This is a genomic window from Arthrobacter wenxiniae (assembly GCF_013376105.1).
Classification (GTDB): Bacteria; Actinomycetota; Actinomycetes; order Actinomycetales; family Micrococcaceae; genus Specibacter; species Specibacter wenxiniae.
This window is the reverse complement of the sequence record NZ_JAAMFM010000005.1, coordinates 176,182-201,600: the sequence shown is the minus strand read 5'-3', so window position 1 is coordinate 201,600 and position 25,419 is coordinate 176,182. Positions and strand designations below refer to the sequence as shown.

Below are 25,419 nucleotides of genomic sequence, written 5' to 3'. Positions count from 1 at the left end.
CCCCCGCCGCCGCCCCCCCGGGGCCGGGGGCGCCCGGCGGTGGGTGCGGGGCCGGGGGCCATGTCAGTTTGCCGGTTTCGGTGTTACGTTGTGACCATGCCCCCACCTGACCCCTCGACGCCGGAGAATCTCCCGGACGGACCGGCTTCCGCCGGCACCCCCGGCCGGGAGGAGGGGTTCCGGAACCAGCTTGTCCACGGCGAAAACACCATTGACCCGGCCACCTTCGCCGGGTCCCTGCCGCAAGACCGCGGCGTGGCCCCGCGGGTGCGCGTCGGAACCAACCGGTGGTTCAACCTCCTCTGGCTGCTGCCCCTTGGCTTTGTGCTGCTGCTCGCCGCCGTCGCCGTGGCCAAGGGCATCCGCGGGCTTCCCGCCGTCGAACACTTCATGGCACAGTATCCCGGCACGTCCGCGCTGCCGGTCGCCGCGCCGTCGGGCTTCCCGGCCTGGATTGGCTGGCAGCACTTCCTGAACATGTTCTTCCTCATCTTCATCATCCGCTCCGGCGCGCAAATCCTCACCGACCACCCGCGCCTGTACTGGACCAGGCACAGCACGCCCGGCAGGGAGTGGTTTCGCGTCCAAAGGCCCGTGCCGCCCGAGCCGCTGTGGACGGCGAAAAAGGATTCCATCAGCCTTCCGCACCAAGTGGGATTGCCCGGAATGCGGCACTCCATCGGCCTGGCCCGGTGGTGGCACCTGGGCGTGGACACGCTGTGGCTGCTCAACGGCCTCATCTTTTATGTGCTGCTGTTCGCGACCGGACAGTGGATGCGGGTGGTTCCCCTGCACTGGGACGTTGTCCCCAATGCCGTGTCGGTGGCGATACAGTACCTGTCCCTCCAGTGGCCGGTGGAGACCGGGTGGACGAACTACAACAGCTTGCAGCTGATCGCCTATTTCATCACGATCTTCATTGCTGCCCCGCTGGCGCTGGTCACGGGGCTGGGAATGTCGCCGGCGCTGTCCACGCGGTTCCGCCGGGTCAGCAAGGTCCTGAGCATCCAGACTGCCCGGTCAATCCACTTTCTTGTCCTGGTCTGGTTCCTGGTGTTCATCGTCATCCACGTGGCGCTGGTGGCCACCACCGGTGCCCTGCAAAACCTGAACCACATGTATGCCGGCCGGGACGATGGCACCTGGATCGGCTTTTGGATCTTCTCGGCCTCGATGGTGGTGGTCGTGGCGGGCTGGGTTGCGGCCACGCCGTTCACCATCCGCCACCCCCGGGTGGTCCAGCGGATCGGGTACGCCTTGATTGGACCGGCGCAGCGTCTGTTTGAACACATCGACGCGAAGCCCGGCGAGTACACGGAAGCGGACATTTCGCCGTACCTGTGGCACAACGGCCAGTACCCGGACTCGGCCGAATACAAGGCGCTGGAGGCGGGCAAATTTGTCGACTACCGGCTGCGCATCAACGGCCTTGTTGAAAACCCCGTTGATCTCAGCCTCTCGCAGCTGCGCGCCATGCCCTACCATGAACAAATCACCCAGCACTTTTGCATCCAGGGCTGGTCGGGGGTGGCCAAGTGGGGCGGGGTGTCGATGCAGGCCATCCTCGACCTGGCCCGTCCCCTGCCCGCCGCCAAATGGGTGGTGTTCTACTCCTTCGGCGACGGGCCGGACCAGGGCGTCTACTATGACGCCCACGACATCGGGCAAATGAAGTACAAGCTCACCATGCTGGCCTATGACATGAACGGCGGGGCACTCTCCTTCGGCCACGGCGCACCGCTGCGGCTCCGCAATGAAACCCAATTGGGATTCAAGATGGTCAAGTGGGTGAAGGGCATCGAGTTCGTTGAGGACTTTTCCGGGCTCGGCAGCGGCTTCGGCGGCTACAACGAGGACCACGAGTTCTTCGGCTACCGCCAGTCCATCTGACCGGAAGGGCGACGAGCGACGCCGGGGCGTGCAGCGCCCGCGAACGGGCCGATGGGGGCGACATGCCCGGGGCCGGGTTGGGCTACGACCCCGGAAGGTCCCACGGGATGTGGGCCCGCACGTCCGTCAGGCCCATGCTGACCTCCTCGAAGAGGTCGTCCAGCATGTATTCATCGATGCCCAGCAGCACCAGGGCGTGCCCCGCCCCGGCGGTGTCGCCGTCGAGCGACTGGCTCGCAACGCACACGGCCGTCTCCAGGTCGATCCGCACCGCCGTCCGCCCCGGGTACAGCAGGGGAGCGGTGGGGAACAGCGCGGCGTAGGAGGCGTTGGCGGTGAGGATCGCGTCCACCGCGGGCCGGCCGTGGTGCTCCACCATGGCAATGTCGGAAACCTCGGCCACATTGGCAAAGGGCTTCTCCAACGGCACCGGGCGCTCGCCGGCCAGTTCAACGGGGTCCAGCGCGGCGGCAAAGCGTCCCGAGCCGTAGGCGGGTTCGCCGTACAGCGCTTCCGGGCGGCGCACCACGTAGCCGTCGGCGTCCTTCACGGGGTTGACCAGGCTGGGCCGCAGCAGCCACGGCTTGCGGTTGCCGCTGATGAACAGCGAATCCTTGGACTCGTTGATCCTGGTGGTGCTGGCCAGCAGCCTGCCGTCCAGGGTCTCCACCCGCAGTGCCCCGGGGCGCCGCACCCAGCACTTCATGGCGGCCACGTCCGTGTCCGACGCCGGGGTCCCGGCCGGAGCGCGCCCCTCGCGGACGGCGGCGGACTCACGGCGGTGGAGTTCAAACCTCAGGCTCTGCCAGCGCCACGGCGAGGACCGGCACAAGTGCCGGAAGGTCTCGGGGGTCATGGGCAGGCCGGTCATATCCACAGCTTACGCCGGGAGCGCGAAACCGGGCCCCGGCGGGGGCATCCATGGCGTAGCATCACGGCTATGGTGACCCGGCTGCTGGACCTGTGGGAGGCATCCCAGCCGCTGGCGGCTGCCTGCGCCGCGGCGGCGTGCCTCTACCTCCTGTTCCTCGCCGTCCAGCTGAGCATCGTTGACATCCGCACCCACACGCTGCCGGACAGGCTGGTTCTGCCGGCCTACCCCGTGGCAGGGATCCTGCTGTGCTCGGTGGCGCTGCTGGCCGGCCAGCCCGTCCACTTGTGGCGCGCCCTGGCGGGGCTGCTGGCGCTGGGTGCCCTGTACTGGGTCCTCTGGGCCGTCTACCCGGCGGGCATGGGCTTTGGCGACGTCAAGCTGGCCGGGGTGCTGGGGATGTATTTGGGCTTTCTCGGCTGGAACCACGTGCTGCTCGGCGCCGCGGCGGGGTTTGTGGCCGGCGGGCTGTGGGGCGTGGCCCTGATCGCGGCGCGCCGGGGCACGGCCAAGTCGCACATTCCCTTCGGCCCGTCCATGCTGGCCGGCGCCCTGGCCACCCTGCTGCTGCTCCCCGGCTGAGCCGGGGCACCGCGGCACTGCCGCGTACTTCGGGACCGGCCCTGCCGCCATGGCACGCGCCCGCATTGCCGCCCAGCCCGTGCACCTGCGGAGCCCCCTGGTGCCGGCAGTCCTGCTGCCGGCTTCGCTTTCCCGCATGGGACCGTGCAACCACCACAAAGGGGCGCCGTGGCGTGCCCTGGTTTCCCTGGCCGCGCAGACCCAAAGTGCGGCATCCAACCCGGATAGGCTGGACGCATGGGCTCACCGGAATTCATCGTCAACCTCCGCAAGAAGATCGGCCACGACCCGCTCTGGCTGCCCGGCGTGCGCGCCGTGGTGTTTGACGCCGGCGGCCGTGTGCTGCTGGGGGAGCGCTCCGACACCGGCGGCTGGGCGCTGATCACCGGCATCCTGGAACCCGGTGAGGAGCCGGGCCCCGGCATGGTCCGCGAAATCTTCGAGGAAACCGCGGTCGTCGTCGAGATCGAGCATCTGCTGGGCATCGCGGCGGTCGGCCCCGTGACCTTTCCAAACGGCGACGTCTGCGACTTCCTGAACATTGAATTCATCGCCCGCCACGTCAGCGGCACCGCCCGCGTCAACGACGATGAATCGCTCGCCGTGGGCTGGTTCGAGGTCTCCGACCTGCCGCCCCTGCGTCCCGGCCACCTCGCCTGCATCCAGCGTGCCCTGGCGTTCGACGGCGAGCCCCACTTCCAGCGCTGACACCGGGCCCCGCCGGGGTCCACGCGCCGCCGCAGCCGGGGCCGCGCAGGTCCTCGTCGACGCCGTGAGGGCAGCGGCGCCGGCGCTTGGGGCCTGGCCCGTGGCCGTCAAGGGAAACCCCGCGCCGTCCAGGTGAAGCGACAATCCACCCACCGCAGGAGCCCTTTCAGCGCAGCCCTACGGTTTGTCCGGGGTTTCCTTGGCGAGGTCCCCGGTGATCACCAGGGTGTCCGTGCCAACGGCTTCGACTGCGGGGGACTCCGCGCCCGCGGCTGCCGCGCGGGCCGTGCCGGCGGCGCGCTCTGCCTCCAGGCGGACCGCGTACTCGCCGCCGATCGCCTCGCCGCGGGCCACCATGCCCGCGGTGCCGGAGAGCGGGATGACCTTCATGGTCAGGGCCAGCACCAGGGCAATGACCATGAACGGGATCAGGTACCAGAACACGGGCGCCAGGGCGTTGGCGTACGCGTTGATGATGCCCTCCTTGACGGCCGGCGGCAGCTGCGCCATGGCCTGCGGGTCCAGGGTGGACATCGACCTGCCGGCCTGCTCGGGGGAGGCGCCGGCCTTCGTGAAGAGCTCCGTCAGGGAACTGGAGAGCCGGGTGGTGAACATGGCGCCGAACACGGCCACGCCCAGGGCGGAGCCCACCTCGCGGAAGTAGTTGTTCGTGCTGGTGGCGGTGCCCAGCTGCGCGGCGGGGACGGAGTTCTGCACCACGATGACAACGATCTGCATGATCAGGCCCAGCCCGGCGCCAAACACGAACAGCTGGGCGCAGATGACCCAGATCGGGGTGCTGGCGGACAGCGTGGTCATCCACCACATGGTGATGATGGTCAGCCCGGAACCGGCAATCGGGAACATCTTGTACTTGCCGGTCTTGGTCATGCGGATCCCGGACCAGATGGAGGTGCCCATCAGGCCGGCCATCATGGGCAGCATCAGCAGGCCGGACTCCGCGGCGGAGGTGCCCGAGGACATCTGCAGGAACGTCGGCACAAACGCCAGGGCGGCGAACATGCCCATGCCCAGGACAAAGCCGATGGCCGTTGAATTGAGGAAGATCGGGTTCTTGAACAGGGACAGCGGGATGATCGGGTCCTGGGCGCGGGCCTCCGTGAAGACGAACAGCGCCACGGCGGCCAGCAGGCCGGCGCCCCAGCCCCAGGTCACCATGGAGGTCCAGCCGCCGGCCTTGCCACCAAAGTCGGTGAAGAAGATCAGGCAGGTGGTGGCGACGGACAGGAACGCCACCCCCATGTAGTCAATCCTCTTCCCGGCCTTCTTGTTGGGCAGGGTCAGCGTGAAGAACGCGATCACGAAGGCGGTGATGCCCACGGGGATGTTGATGTAGAAGCACCACTCCCACGTCAGGTGGTCCACGAAGTAGCCGCCCAGCAGGGGGCCGGCCACGGCGGCCAGGCCGAAGATGGCGCCCAGCGGGCCCATGTACTTGCCGCGCTCGTTGGCGGGGACAATGTCCGCGATGATGGCCTGCGAGAGGATCATCAGCCCGCCGCCGCCCAGTCCCTGGATGGCGCGGAAGATCACGAAGCCCCAGAAGCCCGTGGCCAAGGCGCAGCCAACGGAGGCCAGGGTAAAGATGGCAATGGCCAGCAGGAACAGCTTCCGGCGGCCCAGGATGTCACCGAACTTGCCATAGATGGGCATCACGATGGTGGTTGCCAGCAGGTAGGCCGTGGTGATCCACGTCTGGTGCTCCACCCCGCCCAGCTTGCCCACAATGGTGGGCATGGCGGTGGAGACAATGGTCTGGTCGAGGCTGGAGAGCAGCATTCCCGCGATGAGTGCGGAGAAGATGATCCAGATCCTCTTTTGGGTCAACAGGAGCGGCTGCCCTGCCTTGATGGCGGTACTCATCTGGTCCCTTCAAAGGTCAGAGCAGAAAAAACGAAGAATTGCCGGGCCTGGGCCAGGTGGCCGGCCAGGATGTCGGGGTAGCGCAGGGTATTCTCCTCGGAGAAGAACCTTTGGCTGGCCCGCCGGGACAGGGTCCCGAAGAGGCTGGCCACCAGGAGGGCCGCGGGATCGTCCGGGTCGAGGCCTTCACGCTGGGCGATGATGTCTGCGAACTCGTGCTCGCGGGCTTCTGCGCTGCCCATCATCTTGATCATGAGCTGGGGTTCCACCTTCATGACCTCGATCAGCGCCCGGACGTTTTCCCTCGTGAAGTCCATTTGGTCCGCCATCGCCACTGTCAGCGCAAACAGGTCGCGCAGCAGCGTGGTGGTCAAGCCGTGCGGCCCGCGCTCCGCGCCGGCTTCCGTGCTGCCCCCGGCAGCGAACGCGGCCAGCGCCTCCGCCGGGAACTCGTCCAGCAGGTGCCCCACGATGGCGTCTTCCTTCGACGGGAAGTAATTGAAGAACGTCCGGCGGGAGATGCCGACGTCCTCGCACAGTTGCTCAATGGTGAATCCGCTGAGCCCGTGGTCCGCCGTGAAACGCCGGGCCGCCGACGTGATGGCGGACCGGGTTGCCTCCCGCTTGCGTGCCCGCAGCCCCGGCCCCGGCGCGGAACCTTTATTTGCACTTTCAGTCACAAAGTAAAAGTTTGCACTATTTATCCAAAAGTGCAAAGTTCAGGGGAAGTGACGTTCCCCACCCGGTTGGAGATGACGACGCCCCGGACGTCCCGGACGGGACGGACGACGGCGGCGGGTGACCCTCCGTGTGGAAGGTCACCCGCCGCCGTCGTGCCGGGACGCTGGGGTTGGGGATGATGACGCCGCTTCGTCCCTCAGCGGCGTCATCATCCCCAACGGGGGGCTACTGCGGGGCGCGGGTCATGGCCATCACGTCCAGGCCGGAATCGAGCTGCTCCATGGTCAGTTCGCCGCGGTCCACGAAGCCCAGCGCCAGGACGGCTTCCCGGATGGTCTGGCCCTCCTTGATGGCGTGCTTGGCGATCTTGGCGGCGTTCTCGTAGCCGATGTACTTGTTCAGCGGCGTCACGATGGACGGGGACGCCTCGGCCAGGAAGCGGGCGCGCTCGACGTTGGCCGTGATCCCGTCCACCATCTTGTCCGCCATGACACGGGAGGTGTTGGTGAGCAGGCGGATCGACTCGAGCAGGTTCGCGGCCATGACCGGGATGCCCACGTTCAGCTCGAAGGCGCCGTTGGTGGAGGAAAGGGCGATGGTGGTGTCGTTGCCGATGACCTGGGCGGCCACCATGATCGCGGCCTCGCAGATGACGGGGTTGACCTTGCCGGGCATGATCGAGGAGCCGGGCTGCAGGTCGGGGATGGCGATTTCGCCCAGGCCGGTGTTGGGGCCGGAGCCGAGCCAGCGCAGGTCGTTGGCGATCTTCATGATCGAGTAGGCGATGGTGCGCAGCTGGCCGGACGCCTCGATGAGGCCGTCGCGGTTGGCCTGCGCCTCGAAGTGGTTGCGGGCCTCGGTGATGGGCAGCGCCGTGTCCTCGGCGAGGAGCTTGATCACGCGCTGCGGGAAGCCGGCCGGGGTGTTGATGCCGGTGCCGACGGCGGTGCCGCCCAGCGGGACCTCGGCGACGCGGGGCAGCGAGGCCTCGATCCGCTCGATGCCGTAGCGGACCTGTGCCTCGTAGCCGCCGAACTCCTGGCCCAGTGTGACGGGGGTGGCGTCCATGAGGTGCGTGCGGCCCGACTTGACGACATCCTTGAATTCCTCCGCCTTGCGGGACAGCGACGCGGCCAGGTAGGTCAGCGCCGGGATGAGGTTGTTCAGGAGCGCATTCGTGGCCGCGACGTGCACGGAGGTGGGGAAGACGTCGTTGGATGACTGGGAGGCGTTGACGTGGTCGTTCGGGTGGACCACCTTGTCGCTGCCGCTGGCCGCCAGCGCGCGCGTGGCCAGCTCGGCCAGGACCTCGTTCATGTTCATGTTGGAGGACGTCCCCGAGCCGGTCTGGAAGACGTCGATGGGGAAATGCCCGTCAAATTCACCGGCGGCAACGCGGTCAGCGGCATCGGCGATCGCGTCCGCGAGGTCCGCGTCGATCACACCCAGGTCCTCATTGGCCCGCGCGGCGGCCTTCTTGATCCGGGCCAGCGCCTCGATGTGCGCCCGCTCCAGCGTCTTGCCCGAGATCGGGAAGTTCTCGACGGCGCGCTGCGTCTGGGCCTTGTAGAGGGCGTTGACCGGGACCCGGACCTCGCCCATCGTGTCGTGTTCAATGCGGAACTCTTGTGCGGTGGCCGCGGCAGTGTCAGTCATGCTTCCACCATATCGCCGCCGCCTGCGCTCCCAAAAACCTTCCCACGGCGTTAAGGGATGGACGACGCCGGACCCTAAGGGGCCGCCGTCGTCCATCTCTGCGCTGGGGGGCCTAAAGGCCGATGTGGCCGTTGCTGTAGACGAGGTCGGCGCTGCCGTCGTTGAGGCGGTAGGTCAGGCCGACGACGGCGGTTTTTTGGCGGGCGACCGCGCCGGCGATGATGGGGGAATTCTCCACCAGGCGGGCGGCAGTCTGCTTGACGTGTTCCTCGACCATCTCGCCGATGCCGCTGTCCTTGTCCTTGCGCAGGGACGTCAGCACGGACGGGGTGATCCGCTCGACGAGGTCGCGGATGAAGCCGGCGGGCATGCTCCCGGTTTCCACGGCGGCCTTGGTGGCAGTCACGGCGCCACAGCTGTCGTGCCCGAGGACCACGATCAACGGAACGCCCAGGTATTCCACGCCGTACTCGAGCGAGCCGAGCGCGGTGTTGTCAATGACATGCCCGGCGGTGCGGACCACGAACGCGTCGCCGAGGCCCAGGTCAAAGATGATTTCCGCGGCCAGGCGCGAGTCCGAGCAGCCAAAGATCATGACGAAGGGGTGCTGGGTGGACATCAGGGACGTGCGGCGGGCGGCATCCTGGTTGGGGTGGGAGGAGCTGCTCCCCACGAAGCGGCGGTTGCCGTCCATGAGGGTCTTCCACGCTTCCGCCGGGGTATGCGGGGTGGAAATTGCGTTGATGTTGCCGTCTTCGCCGCCAGTCATTATTTAGCGCCCTTTGCTGCAGTGGTGGATGGGACGGCCTGCGCGCGCGTGGCTGCGGCGGCCAGGGTGTCGAATTCCTTGAACTCTGCCGCGCCGGTCAGGACAATCGTGGTCTTGCCGTCCTTGAGCACCAGGCTGCGGTCACCCTTGGGCTTGTCCCGCAGCTCCCAGGTGTGCCCCGCAATCGTTCGTGTCCCCGTCACGGGCGCGTCCTCCGCCTGGGCGGCAACCCAGCTCGGATTGGCGTCCGCGGACTGGCGCAGGGCGATGAAGGTGTTCGCGGAGGTCACAAAGCCGACGTCCCAGAAGGCCACGCCGTCCGCGCCGGCGGAATTCCAGCGGGCGTAGTTCGCGTACCAGCCGGCTGGCAGCTTCGGCGCCGCCGGCACAAAGCCTGCCGTGTCCGCGGCGTTGGCGGCGATGCCGGCAACATCCACCGTCTGGCGGTAGGCCCCGGCGTCGCGCTGCGGGTTGAGCCACACGATGGTCAGCACAATGGCCAGGGTGGAGAGCACGGCGAGCAGCATGCCCACCATGGAGGCGTTGGCCCGCTTGGCCGCCGCAGCGGCAATGACGGGCTTGACCGGGGTGTTCTGGGGGGATTCACTCACGTCCCCCATTGTCCCAGAGATTTGTCCCGCAAATGCCGGGGACCGTGCCGTGGCACAGCTCACGTTCATGCCGCCGCCAGGTAATGCGGTGTTACAGAGGACGCGCCCGCCGGCAGTGCACCTATGATTGAGGGAGTGGGTGTCCATACGGGAGGGGCGTGCACCGTCGCACGCGGTGACCCTGTTCCCACTTTTGAAAATGAGGGTTTTACGTGGCTCAAAAAGCATCACAACTAGACTTTTCCCAGCTGTCCCGCTCCCTGGCCGTCGGCGACGACGAGCCGGACCGCAACCTGGCCCTGGAACTGGTCCGGGTCACCGAAGCCGCGGCCATTGCCGGCGGCCACTGGGTTGGCTTCGGCGAAAAGAACCTGGCCGACGGTGCCGCCGTCGACGCCATGCGTTCGCTGCTTTCCACCGTCCACTTCAACGGCGTCGTGGTCATCGGTGAGGGCGAAAAGGACGAGGCCCCCATGCTGTTCAACGGCGAGGTGGTGGGCGACGGCTCCGGCCCCGAGTGCGACGTCGCCGTGGACCCCATTGACGGCACGCGCCTGACGGCCATGGGCATCAACAACGCCCTGGCCGTGCTCGCGGTGGCGGAACGCGGCACCATGTTTGACCCCTCCGCCGTGTTCTACATGGAGAAGCTGGTCACGGGTCCCGAGGCCGCGGACATGGTGGACCTGCGCCTGCCCGTCAAGCAAAACCTGCACCTGATCGCCAAGGCCAAGGGCGTCAAGGTCAACCAGCTCACCGTCATGGTCCTTGACCGCGACCGCCACCAGGCGCTGATCCAGGAAATCCGCGACGCCGGCGCCCGCACCAAGATCATCCTCGACGGCGACGTGGCCGGCGCCATTGCGGCCGCCCGCGCCGGCACCGGGGTGGACGCGCTCATGGGGATCGGCGGCACGCCCGAAGGAATCGTCGCCGCGTGTGCCATCAAGACCCTGGGCGGCGTCATCCAGGGCCGCCTTTGGCCGACCGACGACGACGAGAAGCAAAAGGCGCTCGACGCCGGCCACGACCTGGACCGCGTGCTGTCCACGAACGACCTCGTCACGAGCGACAACTGCTACTTCGCCGCCACCGGCATCACCGACGGCGACCTGCTCAAGGGCGTGCGCTACGACAAGGGCCGCGTGCTGACCCAGTCGATCGTCATGCGCTCCAAGTCAGGCACCGTCCGCTTCGTCGAGGGCGAGCACCAGGCGCACAAGTGGGAGACCTACGCCCGCCGGAGCTGACCGGCGCTCAGTCGCGCCAACGCCTGATCCGGGCCGGCACCTGCCAGCCGGTAGGGTTGAAGCATGACTTTGAGTGCTGTGCCTTGCCATGTCCGCGAACAGTGGGATTCCGCCGTAAACGCCCAGCAGGGCCACCCCATGCAGCTGTGGGGCTGGGGTGAAACCAAGGCCGCGCACAACTGGAGCGTCGACCGCGTGTTGGTCAGGGACGCCGCCGGGGAGCTGGTCGGCTCGGCCCAAATCCTGCTGCGGAGGCTGCCCTTCCCCTTCCGGGCGCTCGCGTACCTGGCCAGGGGACCACAGGCCGCGGCGGGCCGGGAGATCGAGGTGCTGGACGTCGTCGTGCGTCATGTGAAGGACGTGCACAGGTCCGTGGCCCTGAGCATCGAACCTGACTGGGACGCGGCGGCCGTGCCCTCGGCGACGCTGCCCGCGGCGGGCTGGCGGCGCAGCGAAAGCACCATCCTCATCCCCCGCACGCTGATCCTGGACCTGAACCGCAGCGAAGACGAGCTTCTGGCCGCGATGTCCAAGAAGACCCGGCAATATATCCGCAAGTCGGGGCGCGAGGCGCTGGAATACCGGGCCGTCACCGCCGCCGAGCTGCCGCAGTGCCTGGCCGTGTACAAGGAAACTGCCCGGCGTGCCGGCTTCGGCATCCACGCGGACGGCTACTACCTGGACATTTTCAACAACCTCGGGCAGGGGTCACCGGTCTATGCCGCATTCGACGGCGGCACGGTGGTTTCCTTCCTGTGGCTGGCAGCCAGCGACGCCACCGCGTTTGAGCTCTATGGCGGCATGACCGACGCGGGCAGCGGGCTGCGGGCCAATTTCTCGTTGAAGTGGCTGGCCATCCAGGAGATGAAAGCCCGCGGGATCGTCCGCTACGACTTCAACGGCCTGCTCAACGACGGCGTCTCCAAGTTCAAGTTCGGCTTCGCGGACCATGAGGACATGCTCGCCGGCACGTGGGACAAGGGGCTCTCGCCGCTGTACCCCGTGTTCGCAAAGGCGCTGCCGCTGGGCCGCCGGGCCGTACGGAAGGCCCGCGGGCTGCTCAAGCGGTAGGCGGGGCCCCTTGACGCGCGGGCCCGGTGTTGATGGTGCGGATAACGCGGGCTGACCGGCGGCCGGCCCGCCTTCTCCGCACCGCCGAATTGTGGTGGCCGCATCAGGTGCACCGCCGATTTCCGGCTCGGGAGGCTGGAACCGGGCTGTGGACAACTCTGGGCAGGATTTTGGCAGCCGGCGAGGAATGTGGGGCATGGGATGCCGCCCGGAATTGCCACAACATTTGGCCACGCGTTCCTTCACCACTCGTGAAGGTGCGCGCCGGGTCCCGCGCGGGAATTCCCAGCCGCCTTTGGACCGGGTCCGGCCGTACGTGGAGCTCGGCGTCGAATGCCACGTTTCCCACACCACCGCCGCCATCCGGCACGGGCTCCCGATGCCATATGGTCATGAGGAGCCAGGGCTGACCCACCTGGAAAGGCCCGCTGGAACAGTGATTCCACGCCGCAAGGGAGCCATCGGGGACAAGCGGGAACTGGGTTCCGAAGAAGTCATTCTCGTCGACGGAGTTCCCGTCACCACGCCGGCCAGACCCATGCTGGACCTTGCCGGGATCCTCAATCTGGACGAGCTGGTTGCTCCGGCGGACCACGGCTGGCTGCAGGTCAAGGTGTTCACCAAAGGCCTGCAACGCGGCGACAACCGGGTGGTTGAGAGGTTCCGGCAGGCACTCGCGCGGCAGGGTTGGAACCCCTGACGCGTCACGGAGGCGGCATCGATTTCGGTTACCGCATTATCTGCACCACCGATTCAGCCGCACCAGGAATGGGCGGATGGGAGGGCCCTGCCGGCCGATCCAGGCTGCCTGCCCTGGAGGGCGGGGGCTACCCTGCCACCGTCACGGCGAAAACCACCGACGGCTGCCCGGCAGCGGAAACATGCGGGTGGACCATGACCGGATTTTCGGCGGCGGGCACAAACACCGAACCGCCCCGGGGGAGGACCATGTCGCCACGCGGGGAATCCAGCAGCACGGCGCCGGCCACGGCCAGCACCACCAGCGGCCCGTTCTGCAGCAGCGGCACCGGCCCGCCGTCGGGCGCCAGCTCCACCCGCTGCAGCACAAATTCGGTGACCGGCGGCTCCCACAGCTGCTGGCCGAGTTCCGTGGTCCGGGTGGGCACGAACGGCACGTCCGTGCAACTGAAATCCACTGTCGCCAGCAGCTCGGGCACATCCACGTGCTTGCCGGTCAGCCCGCCGCGCAGCACGTTGTCCGAGGACGCCATGACCTCCACACCGAGCCCCGACAGGTACGCGTGGATGTTGCCTTCCCGCAGGTAGATGGCCTGCCCCGGCACCAGCGACACCCGGTTCAGCAGCAGCGAAATCAGCACGCCGGGATCGCCAGGGAACTGCAGGGAAAGTTCGACGACGGTCCGCAGCGCCGCGTCCAGCGTGCCGTCCGCGTCCTGCCGGGCAAGCGACGACGCCGCGAGGTCCACCAGTTCGGCCGACGCCTCACCGCCGCCAATCAGCGCCTCGAAGGCACTGCGGATCGCCATGGGCTCGGCCATGTCCGCGGCCAGCGCCGAGGCCACCACCTTCAGCAGTTCGGGTACCCCGGCGCCGGCTGCCGTGATCGAGTCCGCCACCGCCCGGAACAGCTCCGCGGCCTCGCCGCGGTGCCGGAAGCCGCACAGTGCCTCGAAGGGGGTCAGGGCGAAGAGCATCTCGGGCTTGTGGTTGTCGTCCTTGTAGTTGCGTGCCGCGGCGTCCCGGGCCACGCCGGCCGCTTCCTCATCGGCAAAGCGCTGGCGGGCGCGCTCCAGGGTGGGGTGCACCTGCAGGGACAGGGCCTGGTTGGCGGCAAGCAGCTTGGCCAGGAACGGGAGCCGCACGCCAAAGGTGGCAACGGCGTCGTCCCCCAGCATGGTGTCCGGGTGCGCGGCAATGAGCGCATCGAGCGCAACGGGGCCCTCAGGGGTGTGGGCAATGGACGGGGAGTCCGGGTGCGCCCCCAGCCACAGTTCGGCCTCGGGGCCGCCGCTGGGGCTGGTGCCCAGCAGGTCCGCGATGGCCGTGGCGGACCCCCACGGGTAGTCGCGAAGGACATTGGTCAGCGCAAACATGTGTTCTCTCCTGAAGGTGGCGGGCCGGGCGGGACATTGCGCCTACCCCGGTGAGCAGGTGCCGTTGTTGGCGAGCAGCATGGTCAGCATTTCATCGTTGCCGTTGATGGCCAGCTGCTGCAGGTATTGCTGGGTGACGGCCGGAGCGGACGGAGCCGCCGGAGCGGACGGAGCCGCCGGAGCGGCCGGGGGCGGGGTGGTCGTGGCCGGTGCCGGCGCGGCGGGTCCGGCGGACGTGCCGGACTTCTTCGGCGCCGGTGCGGCCGGCTTCGGCGCAGGGGGGTTGAGCAGGTCCTGGACCCGCTTGTGGATCTGGCCGAAGTTGGGGTAGGTGGAGAACTCGACCGGGAAGTCCGGGGGGCCAATCGTGAGGCGCTTGAGGTCGTGGCTCTTGGCCTTCAGCGCCAGCGAGACGAAGCTGCCCAGCTGCTGGGCCGGCAGGTCGGACTCGATGACCTTGGTGCCGGCGTCGGCGATGGCATTGAACTTGGTGAGCACCGTGGCCGGGTCCATTTGCTTGAGCAGTGCCTGCTGGATGCACTGCTGGCGCTGGCTGCGGGAGTATTCCAGCACCCATTGCCGGGAGCGGGCGTACCACAGGGCGTGGTAGCCGTCGAGCGTCTGCACGCCGGGATGGATCCAGCCGGTCGGGGGCTCGTGCGCCGTGGTGCCGGGAATGTCGGCGCCGGTGAGCGGCACCCAGCCGCCCGCGTTGATCTTGACCCCGCCCAGGGCGTCGATCAGCTTTGAGAAGCCGGCCATGTCCACCAGCACGTAGCCCTGGATCTGCAGGCCCAGGACGCCGCCGGCCGCGTCCATCATGGCCTCCGCGCCGGGGTCCGCGGCGTGCGGGTAGAGGTCCTTGTGGTTTTCGGTGACATCCGTGTACAGGAAATTGATGATGCAGTTGTCGCCGCAGTTGTAGCCGTCCGGGTATGCCTTCCACAGCGGGGACCCCGGCGAGAACCGGGCGTTTTGCAGGTTGCGCGGGATGCTGATGGTGGCCGCCTGGCCGGTCTTGGCGTCCACGCTGACCACAATGATCGAGTCCGGGCGCCGTCCGATCCGCTGGGCGCCGGCGTCGCCGCCCATGACCAGGAAGTTGTAGCGGCCGTCCACCGGTTTCATATCCGGCCCCGACGCGAAAATGCTGCCAATGGCATTGCGGCCCGTGTTCAGCAGGTACGCCCCGTAGCCCAGGGTGCCGCTCGTGGCCACCATGAGCACCACCAGCGCCGCCGCCACCAGGCCGCGCATGCCCGGCGCCAGGAGGGAGGGCCGGATGATGGCCAGCGTGTTCATGAACATGATGGCCCACCCCGCGGCGGCGGCGGCAAGCAGCACCACCAGGGCCAGGGACGTCAGCGGGTTCGTGAAGAGGTTCAGCAGCGCCTCGCGGTTCAGCAGCGCAAGCACGACGGCGGCAATCACCAGTGCCCATGCCACCAGTGTGCAGCGCAGGGCCAGACGCCCCAGGCGCTTGTTCCCCGCCACGACCTGGGCGCTCCCGGGCACAAGGAGGGTCAGCGCCAGCAGCAGCCAGGCACGCTTGGAGCGCATGGGCGCCGGAGCCGATTCCGGGTAGCGGACGGGGTCGGTCAGCACCGGTGGCTTGTTGGAGGCGCGGGACACCTTGGGGCTGCTGAAGCTCATATGTTCCCTTGGCCTTGTTCCGGCATGACGGCCAGGGGGTAGTTGGCGCCGGCCTTCGCGCGGAGTGCGGCGCCCTTGGCGGACGCCTGGCTGTTGAGTTCCTGCGCAAACGCGGCCAGCTTGCCGGCCAGTTCAACGGCCGGCGCGTCCGTGCCGGAGGCCAGCATGCGCACGGCCAGGAGGCCGGCATTGCGGGCGCCGCCGATGGACACCGTGGCCACCGGGACGCCGGCGGGCATCTGCACGATCGACAGGAGCGAGTCCATGCCGTCGAGTGTCTTCAGCGGCACGGGCACGCCCACCACGGGCAGGGTGGTGACGGAGGCCAGCATGCCGGGCAGGTGGGCGGCGCCGCCGGCCCCGGCGATGATGACGCGGATGCCGCGCGCGGCCGCGCCTTGGCCGTAGGCGATCATTTCCGCGGGCATGCGGTGGGCGGAGACCACGTCGGTCTCAAACGGGATGCCGAACTCGGACAGGGCCGCGGCGGCGGCTTCCATGACGGGCCAGTCGGAATCCGAGCCCATCACAAGGCCCACCAGGGGCGTGCGTGCAGTGGTCATGGCGGTGCGGGTCCTTACTGTCCGTCGCGGATGATGTTTGCCACGGTGGCGGCGCGGGCACGGACGGCCGCGACGTCGTCGCCCCTGGAACCGATCACGTTGACGTGGCCGATCTTGCGGCCCGGGCGCACCGACTTGCCATAGCTGTGCACCTTGACCGTGGGCTCGGCGGCTAGTGCCTTGTGGTAGGCGCTGAACGGGTCCTGGTTGGCGCCGCCGAGGAAGTTCTTCATGACCACGACGTCGCCAAGGGCGCCCGTGGCACCCAGCGGCAGGTCCAGGACGGCGCGCAGGTGCTGCTCAAACTGCCCCGTCACGGCGCCGTCCATGGTCCAGTGGCCCGTGTTGTGCGGGCGCATCGCGAGTTCGTTGATGAGGTAGCCGGGGCCGCGACCGGGGGTTTCAAAGAGCTCGGCGGCCATGACGCCGGTGACGCCCAGCTCAGCGGCGATCTTCAGCGCGGCGGCCTCGGCGGCGGCCTCCACTTCCGGCGGCAGACCGGGGGCCGGGGCGATGACCTCGTCGCACACACCGGCGACCTGCCGGGATTCCGCCACCGGCCAGGCCTTCGCCGCGCCCGACGGCGTGCGGGCCACCAGGGCTGAGAGTTCGCGGGAGAAGTCGACGGCCTCTTCCACGAGCAGGGGGGTCATGGCCTCAAACCAGCTGCCGGCAAACTCTGCGGCGTCGCCGGCATTGCGCAGGAAGGCCACCCCCTTGCCGTCGTACCCGCCGCGCGGCATCTTCAGCACCACGGGCCAGCCGGTGGCGTCGCCGAAGGCCGTGATGTCCGCAACGGACGCGACGGCGGCCCAGGCCGGGTTGGGCAGGCCCAGCCGCTCGATGGCCGCGCGCATCACGAGCTTGTCCTGGGCGTTGATCAGCGCGTCCGGGCGGGGCTGGACGTTCACGCCTTCGGCGATCAACGCCTGCAGGTGTTCGCCGGGGACGTGTTCGTGGTCGAACGTCAGCACGTCCACGCCGCGGGCAAACTCCCGCAGGGTCTGCAGGTCGCGGTAGTCTCCCACCGGCGCGTTGGCCACGGCGTCCACGGCGGACACGTCCGGCGCTTCGGCCAGGACATGCAAATGAAAACCAAGGGCTACGGCCGCCGGGGCCATCATGCGCGCCAGCTGGCCGCCGCCCACGACGCCGATTACAGGAAAAGTCACAGTCCCCAGAGTACCGAAAGAGCGCGGCGATTCCCGCCTTGACGCTCCTGCCGGGGTGCGTTCCCGGCAATCTGCCAGCTTTTCCGGAACGGTTTTCGCACTGCCGGGGTCCGGGCGCGCCGTAGAATTGTAAGGTGCCGGGGGGCGATCCCCCCGGGTTTTGGCGCCAAACCTCGTGCGCCACAGGCTTCACGGAGGACCATGTTCAAGGCAATCACGGCACGCATCAAGGGGCTTATCGGCCTGTTTTGGCGTGAAGTGGCCAAATTTGGCGTCGTGGGCGGGGTGGCCTTTGTCATAGACTCCGGCATCTACCTGTGGCTGCTCAACGGGTCCATGTCGGGGCATCCCACCAAGGCGAAGATCATTTCCGCCGTCGTGGCCACCCTGTTCTCCTGGGTTGCCAACAGGTACTGGACGTTCCGGCACCGCCGCCAGGCCAACATCCTGCGCGAAGTGACCATGTTCATCATCATGAACGGCATCGGCATCATCATCGCCGGCGCCTGCGTCTATGTGTCGCACTGGGTCCTGGGCTTCGAATCCAAGACCGCCGACTTCATTGCCGGCTCCGTGGTGGGCCTGGTCCTGGGCACCATCTTCCGCTTCTTCGCCTACCGCTTCTGGGTGTTCACCGAGGAGCTGGACACCGAGCCCGGCTTCGAGCACGACCGCAAGCTCCTCGAGTCCGACCCCAAGCACTGACGTCCCCGCCGCGCCGCCGCCCGTGGGTGGGACGGCATTTCGCGGCGTCCTATCCGCGCGTGACGTTTTCCGTGGATCGCATCCGGTCCGTTGCCTCCACGGACGGGTCCAACAGGACAACGGACCCGCCGGCTGCCCACGCCTGCAGGGCGGCACGTACGACGCCGTCCCACCCGTCCCGCGCTTCCAGCAGCACCCGCTGTGGTCCCGTTGCGTTGGCGCCGCCACCTGTTGGCCCGCCTTGGGCCGGCCCCGCGGGTTGCCCGCCACCCGTCCCGGCACCGGCCGCGGGTGCCAGCAGCCCGGCGAACGTGGCCTTGCCCCCGGAGGTTTCCCAGGCGGTGCCGTCCGCCGGCGGTTCGTCGTTGGCGTGGAACACGTCGGCGTGGGACCTGACCTCGCCGGAATAGTCCACCGCGCCGTCCGGCAGCGCGCCCATCCAACGCATGGCCAGCGCGGGCAGGGCCACGGCCACCAGCACCGGGTTGCGCCCGGTGCCCCCCGTCCGCATTCCTGCCAGGCGCCCGGCAGCCGCGGCGGGTTCGGTCGTGGCCACAATGTCGGCCCGGTCCCACGCCTCGGACGCGGCGGGAAGGCCCCCCGCAACAGCCGTGGCGCCCACGGCCCAGATGGCGAGCAGCCACACCAGGGAACGCCAGTGCACCGGAACGTCCAGGGCAACCACCGTGCCGGGTTCGGCGTCGAGCTCGTCGGCCAGGAAGTTGGCGGTCTTGGCCGCCCAGTTCTCCAGCACGCGCCCGGAGAGTTCCACGCGTTCGGAGTCGGGCCCGTACCAGGTCAGGCGGGGGGCGGTCGGGTTGAGGGTCCGCAGGGCGTCGAGAAGCTGGGGAACCGTACTGGAGACATGGGGCATGAGACCGATCTTTCCACGCCGGACGCCGATTCCCCCCATGCGCCCGGCGCGGTGCAGCGGTCAGCGTCCGCGGAGCTCCGCCCCGTCCTCACCCAACGGGACCCGCCCCCGCAGCCGGGACCAGGGCCCAAACGGCATGTCCACGAACACCATGCCGGGGCACATTGCGTTGTCCGGCGGTGGAACAGCGCTGTCCGCGGCAGACCGGCCCAGAGGCTGCGAACCCACGCGCAGACGAGCCGGTACCAATAATTCCCTCGATTGTACAAATAGCAAATCCGCACGTGAAATGCGTCACACGCGCGTCATGTCCGTCAGGCGGAAATGCGCCAAATCCCGCGGGAATTCTCAGGATCCTCCCAGCCGCGCGGCCGGAATCGGCGAAGGCATGCGCCCCTTGGCATGAAATTTCCGGGCGTGGCGCGCAGCCGGTACGTACAAGTAACTGGATATGATCGCCCGCCCGCTTGACGAATGGTGACTTACACCGATGTAATTAGACGCACGAGCCGCCGCCGAAGGGGGAAGGTCCGCATTATGCGGACGCTCCGGCCGCGGACGCCAGGACGGCAACATTCAGGAGGACGATCATGGGGCAAGCGCAGCTGAGTGTACAGAACAACCGTGGGTCTGTGCAGGTGCAGGCCGCGGCGCAGTACCGGCTGAAAGGGGTGCCGTCCGACTGGTTTGTGGACCCGGCGGACCCTGAGGCTGCAGCAAACCACGAGCAGGCCAGCCGCAACTCCCTGGAGGATGCGGCCACCGCCTTCTTGAGCGGACACGAACGTGAAGGCGGCGCTGAAACCGGCACCCGTGCGCCGGAGGTCCACGGCGGTGCGGTGCCCGTGTGGATCGGGTTCCGGCCCGGCCTTGACGACTTCAGCGACGAGGGTGAACTAGGCTGGCAGACGGACGCTTTGTGCGCACAGACGGATCCGGAGGCATTTTTCCCGGAAAAGGGTGGTTCCACCCGCGACGCCAAGAAGGTGTGCGGCGCCTGCAACGTCAAGGCACAGTGTCTGGAGTACGCTCTCGCCAATGACGAGCGGTTTGGAATCTGGGGCGGCCTGTCCGAGCGTGAACGCCGGCGGCTGCGGAAGCGAGCGGTCTAATTCTTGAAGCAGTAAAAGTCACAGCCGTTCTGGTCGCCCACAACGGCGGTGCCTACCTCCCCACGGTCTTAAGTGCCCTGGCGGCCCAAACCCGCCAGGCCACCGCCATCCTTGCCGCCGACGTTGGCTCCACGGATAATTCCGGCGAGCTGCTGCGCAAGGAACTGGGCGAGCGCAACGTCATCAACTTCGACGGCCGGCGCGGAGGGTACGGCGCCGCCGTCAAGGCGGTGCTCGACTACCAAAAGACCCACCCCCGGTCCCACCCCCGGGTGCCCGCCGCCGTGGGCGCCGGATCGCCCAGCCAGTCTTCCCCCGCGCACGACGCCGGTGCCCCCTCCGAGGGCACGTCCCCCAGCACCGTGCCCGGCCCCGCGGCACCTGTCCCCGACGCCGGCACCCGGGACGCCGGCCCGTCGACGGCGTCGGCGCACGAATGGATTTGGCTGCTGCAGGATGACGCCGCCCCGGCCCCGGACGCGCTGGAACGCCTGCTCGACGCCGTCGAGCGCTCCACCACCGCCATGGTTGCCGGCTGCAAGCAGCTCGACTGGGACCAGCCGCGCAAGCTCGTGGACGTGGGGCTGAAGGCCAGCAGGTTCTTTGACCGCTTTGCCCTCGTCAACCTCGATGAACTGGACCAGGGCCAGCACGACGGCCGCTCGGACTTCTTCGCCGTCAACGCCGCCGGCATGCTGGTGCGCCGGGACGTGTGGGACAAACTGGGCGGCTTTGACCCTGCCCTCCCCGGCCCCGGCGACGACATCGATTTTTGCGCCCGCGTCCGCCTGGCCGGGCACCGTGTGCTGGTGGTTCCCGCCGCCAGGATCTTCCACGTGGTGGACCGGGCCAACCCGCTGGGGTCTCCCACCGCCGCCCGCCGGGCCGCCATCTACACCAGGCTCAAGCACGCCCCGCTGTGGGAGCTGCCGCTGCTGGCCGGCGGCACCGCGCTGTCCGCCGTCTACTGGCTCTTTGCCGGCTTCCTGCTGAAGGCGCCGGGCCACACCGTGCAGATGTTCGGCGCCACCTTTGCCGGCCTGTTCCGCCCGGTGGCCCTGGCCCGCGGCCGCCGCGCCCTGGCAGGCAGCAGGGTCCAGTCCCGGTCCGCGCACAAGGGGCTGCTGGCCACGCCGGCGGAGGCCCGCAACCAGCTCAAGTCGCTGCGCGAGGCCGTGGGACCGGACGAGGATCCGGCCGATCCTTCGCAGTCGGGACCGTCCATCCTCGAGCCCACCGGCGACATCCACCATGAGGCGGTCACGCCCCTGGCCGCCAGCCGCACCGCACCCCTTGTCAGCGCCCTGGGCCTGGTGGTGCTCCTGGCCGTCCTCTCGCTCGTGGTGTTCGGCCGCTTCCTGGGCGCCTCCGCCCTGACCGGCGGCGGACTGCTGCCCGTCTCCGCGCAGCTGGGCAGCGTGTGGCAGCACGCCACGGACTGGTGGGTCTCGCTGGGATCGGGCCTGCCCGGCCGCGGGGACCCCTTCAACTTTGTCCTGTGGCTGCTCGGCGCTGCGGGGTTCGGGAACGCCTCCGCGGCCGTGCTCTGGCTGGTGGTCCTGGCCATCCCGCTGTCGGCATTCACCGGCTGGCTTGCCGCCGGCGCATTCTCCCGCAACCGCTGGCCGCGCCTCGTGGCAGGCCTGGTCTGGGCCGGCGCCCCGGTGCTCCAGACAGCGCTGGGCGAGGGCCGCGTGGGCGCCCTCCTGGCCCACGTGCTGATCCCACTGGTGGTGCTCGGCCTGGTCCGGGCCGCCGGCGGTGCGGTGACGGCGCACGCGCCGACAGGCCTTCCGCCGGAGGCCGGGCGTGGCGCAACGGCCGCCTCGCCGCGGTCCACCCCCAAGCTCCCGCGGCCCACCTTCAAGCTGGGGCGGCCCGGCGTGGACCACAACCCTTCGTGGACGGCCGCCGCGGCCGCCGGCCTGGCCCTGGCCGCGGTCACCGCCGCCGCGCCCACCCTGTTCCCGCTGGCAGTTGTTGCGGTGCTGCTCGCCACGATCTTCCTGGGCCGGCGCGGCAGGACCATGTGGTGGTCGCTGGTGCCCTCCGTTGCCCTGTACCTGCCCTTTGCCTGGTCCGCCCGGGCCAATCCGCGCGCGCTGCTGGGCGATCCCGGCGTGCCCCTGGCCGGCCACCCGGGCCCGCTGTGGCAGCAGCTGCTCGGCTTCCCCAATGCGGTGGCGCCCATGCCGGACCTGCCGGCCGGCGGCGCGGCCTGGACATGGGCGGCAGTGCTGCTGGTGGGCGGGCCCGTGGTGGTGGCGGCGTTCCTGGCCCTGTTTGCGCCGCTGCGCCGCTCCGGCACCGTGCGCACCCTGTGGCTCGTGGCGCTGCTGGCCCTGGCCGTTGCCTATGGCTCCAAGCTGCTGGCCGTCTCCCTCGACGGAACGACGCTGGCCACCCCCTTCAACGGCCCCGCCGTCTCCGTGGCCCTGTTTGCCCTCTTGGGCGCCGCGCTCCTGGGGTTCGACGCCGTGTACCACCGCGCGTACGGCCCCTCCGGCAGCGCGGGGCGGCCCAAGGGCGGAAGCCGGGCCACCGCCGTCGTGCTGTCCATTTTCCTCGTGGCCGCACCCGTGGCCAGCCTGGGCCTGTGGACGGTGGACAGCCTGCGGGGCCATGCGGCGGGCCTGGCGGGGGCGTCGCTCGTGGCACCGTCGGACGCCGGGACCCTTCCCGCCACGGCGGCGGACCGTGGCACCGGCCCCGAGGCAAGCCGGACCGTGGTGCTGCGCGTGCTCCCCGGCGGCGGCGTGCAGGCCACCCTGATGCAGGGCGCGGGCACCACGCTGGACGCCATGTCCACCATTGCCTCGGCCGCGGACATCACGGGTGCGCCCGGGGCCGAGGCCGTCCGGGCTCCGGACGCGGCCGCGGCCATGCTGCGCGAGACCGTGGCCGCCCTGATGGCGAAGTCGGGCGTGGACCCGCGGCCCGAGTTCCTCCAGCTCGGCGTGGGCTTTGTGGTGCTGCAAAAGGGTGACACTGCCGCGGAACTGGTGGCCGGTGAACTGGACGCCGTGCCCGGCCTGGACACCGTGGGCCCCACCGACTCCGGCTGGCTGTGGCGTGTCCAGCCCACCTACCAGAAGAGCGGGGCCACGGATGTGGTGAACCGTGTCCGGCTGGTCAACGCCAAGGGCGACGCCGTGGCCCCGGTGCCCTCCCACGGCACGGGCGTCGACACGGCCGTGCCCGCCGGGGACGCCGGCCGCCGCGTGGTCCTGGCCGAACGGTACGATCCCGGCTGGCACGCCCGGCTCAACGGCAAGGAGCTCACGGCCGTGAAGGACGGCTGGTCGCAGGCGTTTGAACTGCCCGCGGCCGCCGGAAGACTTGAAATCCGCTATGTGGAACCCTGGGACGGACTCATGGGCCTGGCGCAGATCGTGCTGCTGGGGCTGACCGTGCTGCTGGCCGTCCCGGTCCGGGCACGGCGGGGCTGGGCCGGCGCATATCGGGACGAGGCGTCATTGCACAAGGTAGGTAGAGGTGTCTGAGGACCAGAAGAAGAAGGCTGAAAAGGCTTCCGCACCATCGGGGGAGGCTTCGCGGAACGCGCCCGCAGATCCGGCCGGCGCGGCGAAGGCGGAGAAGGGCGCCAAGGCTGGAAAGCCGGGCAAGGCTGCCGGGCCGTCCGCCGCGGCGAAGCCGGCACGGGCGCCGCGCCGCATGGCCCGTGCCCGCCCACGCCGCTGGCCGGCAGTTTTGGCCGGCTCGACGACGGCGGCCCTGGCCGTGGTGGCCGTGGCCGCCGGCACAGCCCTTCCCGGCCTGAATGCCACGGCCCAGGTGACCCCCCGTGCCCAGGTGCTGCCGGTCGGCGTCACCTTGGCCAACTGCCCCGGGCCGGCGCAGCTGCTCACGGGCTCGGCCGCCGGCACCGACCCGGAATTTTCGCCGAACTCCTCCTCGACCACCACGATGCTCAACGCCCTCGCGCTGAGCAACGCCGACGGCGTCCTGCCGGGCGCCTCGGTCTACGGCCTGGGCGCCAATTCCGGTCCCTTGTTCACCATCTCGCAGGCACCGAAGAACGCGCCAACGGCCTCCGCAGGGGCCCCGGCCACCCTGGCGCCCCTGACAGGCGAGGCCAAGGCGAGGGCCGCCGTCGTCAGTGGCAGGAACGTGGGCACGGCGTCGGTCCTGCAGGCATTGCCGCTTGGCGGGGAGAGCGCGCGCAGCGCCGGTTCCGTGGTGGTGGCGGCGGGTGACGGCGACCTCCAGGGGCTGGCGGCGGCGACGTGCCAGACGCCGTCGAACGACTTTTGGCTGGCCGGCGCCAGCACCACCGTGGGCCGCACGGCCGTGCTGACGCTGGCCAATTCGACCAAGAGCCCGGCCACCGTCTCCCTGGAGCTGTTTGGTGCGGCCGGGCCCATCCAGGCGCCCGGCGGCAAGGCGCTGGTGCTGGCGCCCGGGGCGTCGCACGCCGTGGTGCTGTCCGGGCTGGCGCCCGACCAGGGGCAGCTGACGGTGCATGTCAGGAGCACGGGAGGCGCCGTCACCGGCTTCATCCAGCAGTCCGTGCTGCGCGGCCTCACACCCGGAGGCGTGGACTTCCTGCAGCCGTCCGAGGGTCCGGCCGCCGGCACCGTCATTGCCGGCGTGCGGGTCCAGGACCCGGCCGCCGCCGCGAAGGTCGCCGCACAGGCCGGCTACGAAGACGCCACCACGGCGCTGCAGGTGACGGTTCCCGGCGCCAGCGACGCCGTCGTGGAGGTGAAGGCCTACGGCCCGTCGGGCCAGGCCGCCCTTCCCGACGGCGGGGTTTTCACCGCCGCCGCCGGCAAGGTCAGCACGCTGCCGCTGTCCGGGCTGCCCCAGGGCACCTACACCCTCAGCGTGAAGTCCGATTCCGCCGTGGTGGCCGGGGTCCGCCTGGTCAATTCAACGAAGGCCGGGAAGGCCGTGGACCTCGCCGTCGCCCCCTCGGGCGGCCGGCTGGGCGTGAACCACCTGGCGACGCTGCCCGGGGGAGTGGATTCCAGCTTCGCGTTCACCGCGCCGGAAGGTGCCGCCACCGTGACGCTGGTGCCGGTGTCCGCCACGGGCGTGCTGGGTGCGGCCAAGACGGTGGAGCTGAAGGCCGGGGTCACGACCGTGGTGGATCCTGCCGCACTGCTGGGCAAGGACGCCGCGGCTGCGCTGGTGTCCGCCTCCGGGGAACCGGCCTACGGCACGCAGTTGCTGGGCAGCAAGGGCTCGGCGGACATCGCGGTGCTGCCCTTTGCCGGCACCGGGGAGGAATTGCACAGCCTGGAAATCACCACCGGGTACTGACGGGGC

Annotated in this window: 21 protein-coding genes; 10 read left to right on the top strand and 11 right to left on the bottom strand. The window is 69.3% G+C overall.

Annotated features, from left to right (window positions below):
- The first annotated feature begins 96 nt into the window (after positions 1 to 96).
- The gene (locus tag G6034_RS06055) at positions 97 to 1,890 is read left to right on the top strand and encodes a molybdopterin-dependent oxidoreductase (RefSeq protein ID WP_176634200.1); all 1,794 of its coding nucleotides are present in this window, start codon (positions 97 to 99) and stop codon (positions 1,888 to 1,890) included.
- 82 nt (positions 1,891 to 1,972) lie between these two features.
- On the opposite strand, the gene G6034_RS06050 is transcribed toward G6034_RS06055, so the two are convergent.
- On the bottom strand, positions 1,973 to 2,761 hold the full coding sequence (locus tag G6034_RS06050) for a hypothetical protein (protein ID WP_176634199.1): 789 nt from the start codon (positions 2,759 to 2,761) through the stop codon (positions 1,973 to 1,975).
- 69 nt (positions 2,762 to 2,830) lie between these two features.
- Between G6034_RS06050 and G6034_RS06045 the strand changes: the two genes are divergently transcribed.
- Positions 2,831 to 3,343: a prepilin peptidase gene (locus G6034_RS06045; RefSeq protein ID WP_176634198.1), complete on the top strand. Its 513-nt coding sequence runs from the start codon at positions 2,831 to 2,833 to the stop codon at positions 3,341 to 3,343.
- A gap of 237 nt (positions 3,344 to 3,580) precedes the next feature.
- The gene (locus tag G6034_RS06040) at positions 3,581 to 4,051 is read left to right on the top strand and encodes an NUDIX hydrolase (protein ID WP_176634197.1); all 471 of its coding nucleotides are present in this window, start codon (positions 3,581 to 3,583) and stop codon (positions 4,049 to 4,051) included.
- 177 nt (positions 4,052 to 4,228) lie between these two features.
- On the opposite strand, the gene G6034_RS06035 is transcribed toward G6034_RS06040, so the two are convergent.
- The 5 genes from G6034_RS06035 to G6034_RS06015 all read right to left on the bottom strand — a co-directional run bounded on the left by G6034_RS06035 (position 4,229) and on the right by G6034_RS06015 (position 9,652).
- A complete protein-coding gene (locus G6034_RS06035) occupies positions 4,229 to 5,935 on the bottom strand; it encodes an MDR family MFS transporter (protein ID WP_176634196.1) in 1,707 nt (568 codons plus the stop codon).
- Entirely contained in the window at positions 5,932 to 6,615 is a 684-nt protein-coding gene (locus tag G6034_RS06030) for a TetR family transcriptional regulator (RefSeq protein WP_176634195.1), read from the bottom strand. Before G6034_RS06030 ends, G6034_RS06035 begins: the two co-directional genes overlap by 4 nt.
- 226 nt (positions 6,616 to 6,841) lie before the next feature.
- Entirely contained in the window at positions 6,842 to 8,272 is a 1,431-nt protein-coding gene (locus tag G6034_RS06025) for a class II fumarate hydratase (protein ID WP_176634194.1), read from the bottom strand.
- Between the two features lie 112 nt (positions 8,273 to 8,384).
- Positions 8,385 to 9,008, bottom strand: coding sequence for a carbonic anhydrase (locus G6034_RS06020; protein WP_343037952.1), 624 nt, complete (start codon positions 9,006 to 9,008; stop codon positions 8,385 to 8,387).
- Positions 9,009 to 9,040: 32 nt separating this feature from the next.
- A complete protein-coding gene (locus G6034_RS06015) occupies positions 9,041 to 9,652 on the bottom strand; it encodes a DUF4245 family protein (RefSeq protein WP_176634192.1) in 612 nt (203 codons plus the stop codon).
- A 212-nt stretch (positions 9,653 to 9,864) separates the two neighbouring features.
- Between G6034_RS06015 and glpX the strand changes: the two genes are divergently transcribed.
- From glpX to G6034_RS06000, 3 genes are all read left to right on the top strand, one after another.
- Positions 9,865 to 10,902 (top strand): class II fructose-bisphosphatase, encoded by a 1,038-nt coding sequence (gene glpX / locus G6034_RS06010; protein WP_176634191.1) that lies wholly within the window; start codon positions 9,865 to 9,867, stop codon positions 10,900 to 10,902.
- 63 nt (positions 10,903 to 10,965) lie between these two features.
- Positions 10,966 to 11,973, top strand: coding sequence for a lipid II:glycine glycyltransferase FemX (locus tag G6034_RS06005; protein WP_176634190.1), 1,008 nt, complete (start codon positions 10,966 to 10,968; stop codon positions 11,971 to 11,973).
- Positions 11,974 to 12,409: 436 nt separating this feature from the next.
- On the top strand, positions 12,410 to 12,673 hold the full coding sequence (locus G6034_RS06000; RefSeq protein ID WP_176634189.1) for a hypothetical protein: 264 nt from the start codon (positions 12,410 to 12,412) through the stop codon (positions 12,671 to 12,673).
- 127 nt (positions 12,674 to 12,800) lie between these two features.
- On the opposite strand, the gene manA is transcribed toward G6034_RS06000, so the two are convergent.
- From manA to G6034_RS05980, 4 genes are read right to left on the bottom strand one after another with little or no spacing between them, the layout of a single operon-like run.
- Entirely contained in the window at positions 12,801 to 14,048 is a 1,248-nt protein-coding gene (gene manA / locus G6034_RS05995; protein ID WP_176634188.1) for a mannose-6-phosphate isomerase, class I, read from the bottom strand.
- Positions 14,049 to 14,090: 42 nt separating this feature from the next.
- A complete protein-coding gene (locus tag G6034_RS05990; RefSeq protein ID WP_176634187.1) occupies positions 14,091 to 15,701 on the bottom strand; it encodes an LCP family protein in 1,611 nt (536 codons plus the stop codon).
- Positions 15,698 to 16,264: a 5-(carboxyamino)imidazole ribonucleotide mutase gene (gene purE / locus G6034_RS05985; RefSeq protein ID WP_176634186.1), complete on the bottom strand. Its 567-nt coding sequence runs from the start codon at positions 16,262 to 16,264 to the stop codon at positions 15,698 to 15,700. Before purE ends, G6034_RS05990 begins: the two co-directional genes overlap by 4 nt.
- A gap of 14 nt (positions 16,265 to 16,278) precedes the next feature.
- Positions 16,279 to 17,436 carry a 5-(carboxyamino)imidazole ribonucleotide synthase gene (locus G6034_RS05980; RefSeq protein WP_176634185.1) on the bottom strand — a complete coding sequence of 386 codons (1,158 nt, stop codon included), beginning with the start codon at positions 17,434 to 17,436 and terminating at the stop codon, positions 16,279 to 16,281.
- Positions 17,437 to 17,637: 201 nt separating this feature from the next.
- Between G6034_RS05980 and G6034_RS05975 the strand changes: the two genes are divergently transcribed.
- Positions 17,638 to 18,141, top strand: a complete 504-nt coding sequence (locus tag G6034_RS05975; protein ID WP_176634184.1) for a GtrA family protein — start codon at positions 17,638 to 17,640, stop codon at positions 18,139 to 18,141.
- Between the two features lie 49 nt (positions 18,142 to 18,190).
- On the opposite strand, the gene G6034_RS05970 is transcribed toward G6034_RS05975, so the two are convergent.
- The gene (locus G6034_RS05970) at positions 18,191 to 19,015 is read right to left on the bottom strand and encodes a TIGR03089 family protein (RefSeq protein WP_176634183.1); all 825 of its coding nucleotides are present in this window, start codon (positions 19,013 to 19,015) and stop codon (positions 18,191 to 18,193) included.
- A 590-nt stretch (positions 19,016 to 19,605) separates the two neighbouring features.
- On the opposite strand from G6034_RS05970, the gene G6034_RS05965 reads away from it, so the two are divergent.
- From G6034_RS05965 to G6034_RS05955, 3 genes are all read left to right on the top strand, one after another.
- The gene (locus G6034_RS05965) at positions 19,606 to 20,127 is read left to right on the top strand and encodes a WhiB family transcriptional regulator (RefSeq protein WP_176634182.1); all 522 of its coding nucleotides are present in this window, start codon (positions 19,606 to 19,608) and stop codon (positions 20,125 to 20,127) included.
- Between the two features lie 230 nt (positions 20,128 to 20,357).
- Positions 20,358 to 23,630 (top strand): glycosyltransferase, encoded by a 3,273-nt coding sequence (locus G6034_RS05960; RefSeq protein WP_176634181.1) that lies wholly within the window; start codon positions 20,358 to 20,360, stop codon positions 23,628 to 23,630.
- Positions 23,623 to 25,413: a DUF5719 family protein gene (locus G6034_RS05955; protein ID WP_176634180.1), complete on the top strand. Its 1,791-nt coding sequence runs from the start codon at positions 23,623 to 23,625 to the stop codon at positions 25,411 to 25,413. The genes G6034_RS05960 and G6034_RS05955 overlap by 8 nt, the downstream gene beginning before the upstream one ends.
- Positions 25,414 to 25,419: the final 6 nt, after the last annotated feature.

Excerpts from the sequence above, each read along its gene's own strand:
- G6034_RS06055 (WP_176634200.1), top strand. The coding sequence starts at position 97 with ATGCCCCCACCTGACCCCTCGACGCCGGAGAATCTCCCGGACGGACCG.
- G6034_RS06050 (WP_176634199.1), bottom strand. The coding sequence starts at position 2,761 with ATGACCGGCCTGCCCATGACCCCCGAGACCTTCCGGCACTTGTGCCGG.
- G6034_RS06045 (WP_176634198.1), top strand. The coding sequence starts at position 2,831 with ATGGTGACCCGGCTGCTGGACCTGTGGGAGGCATCCCAGCCGCTGGCG.
- G6034_RS06040 (WP_176634197.1), top strand. The coding sequence starts at position 3,581 with ATGGGCTCACCGGAATTCATCGTCAACCTCCGCAAGAAGATCGGCCAC.
- G6034_RS06035 (WP_176634196.1), bottom strand. The coding sequence starts at position 5,935 with ATGAGTACCGCCATCAAGGCAGGGCAGCCGCTCCTGTTGACCCAAAAG.
- G6034_RS06025 (WP_176634194.1), bottom strand. The coding sequence starts at position 8,272 with ATGACTGACACTGCCGCGGCCACCGCACAAGAGTTCCGCATTGAACAC.
- G6034_RS06005 (WP_176634190.1), top strand. The coding sequence starts at position 10,966 with ATGACTTTGAGTGCTGTGCCTTGCCATGTCCGCGAACAGTGGGATTCC.
- manA (WP_176634188.1), bottom strand. The coding sequence starts at position 14,048 with ATGTTTGCGCTGACCAATGTCCTTCGCGACTACCCGTGGGGGTCCGCC.
- G6034_RS05990 (WP_176634187.1), bottom strand. The coding sequence starts at position 15,701 with ATGAGCTTCAGCAGCCCCAAGGTGTCCCGCGCCTCCAACAAGCCACCG.
- purE (WP_176634186.1), bottom strand. The coding sequence starts at position 16,264 with ATGACCACTGCACGCACGCCCCTGGTGGGCCTTGTGATGGGCTCGGAT.
- G6034_RS05975 (WP_176634184.1), top strand. The coding sequence starts at position 17,638 with ATGTTCAAGGCAATCACGGCACGCATCAAGGGGCTTATCGGCCTGTTT.
- G6034_RS05970 (WP_176634183.1), bottom strand. The coding sequence starts at position 19,015 with ATGCCCCATGTCTCCAGTACGGTTCCCCAGCTTCTCGACGCCCTGCGG.
- G6034_RS05965 (WP_176634182.1), top strand. The coding sequence starts at position 19,606 with ATGGGGCAAGCGCAGCTGAGTGTACAGAACAACCGTGGGTCTGTGCAG.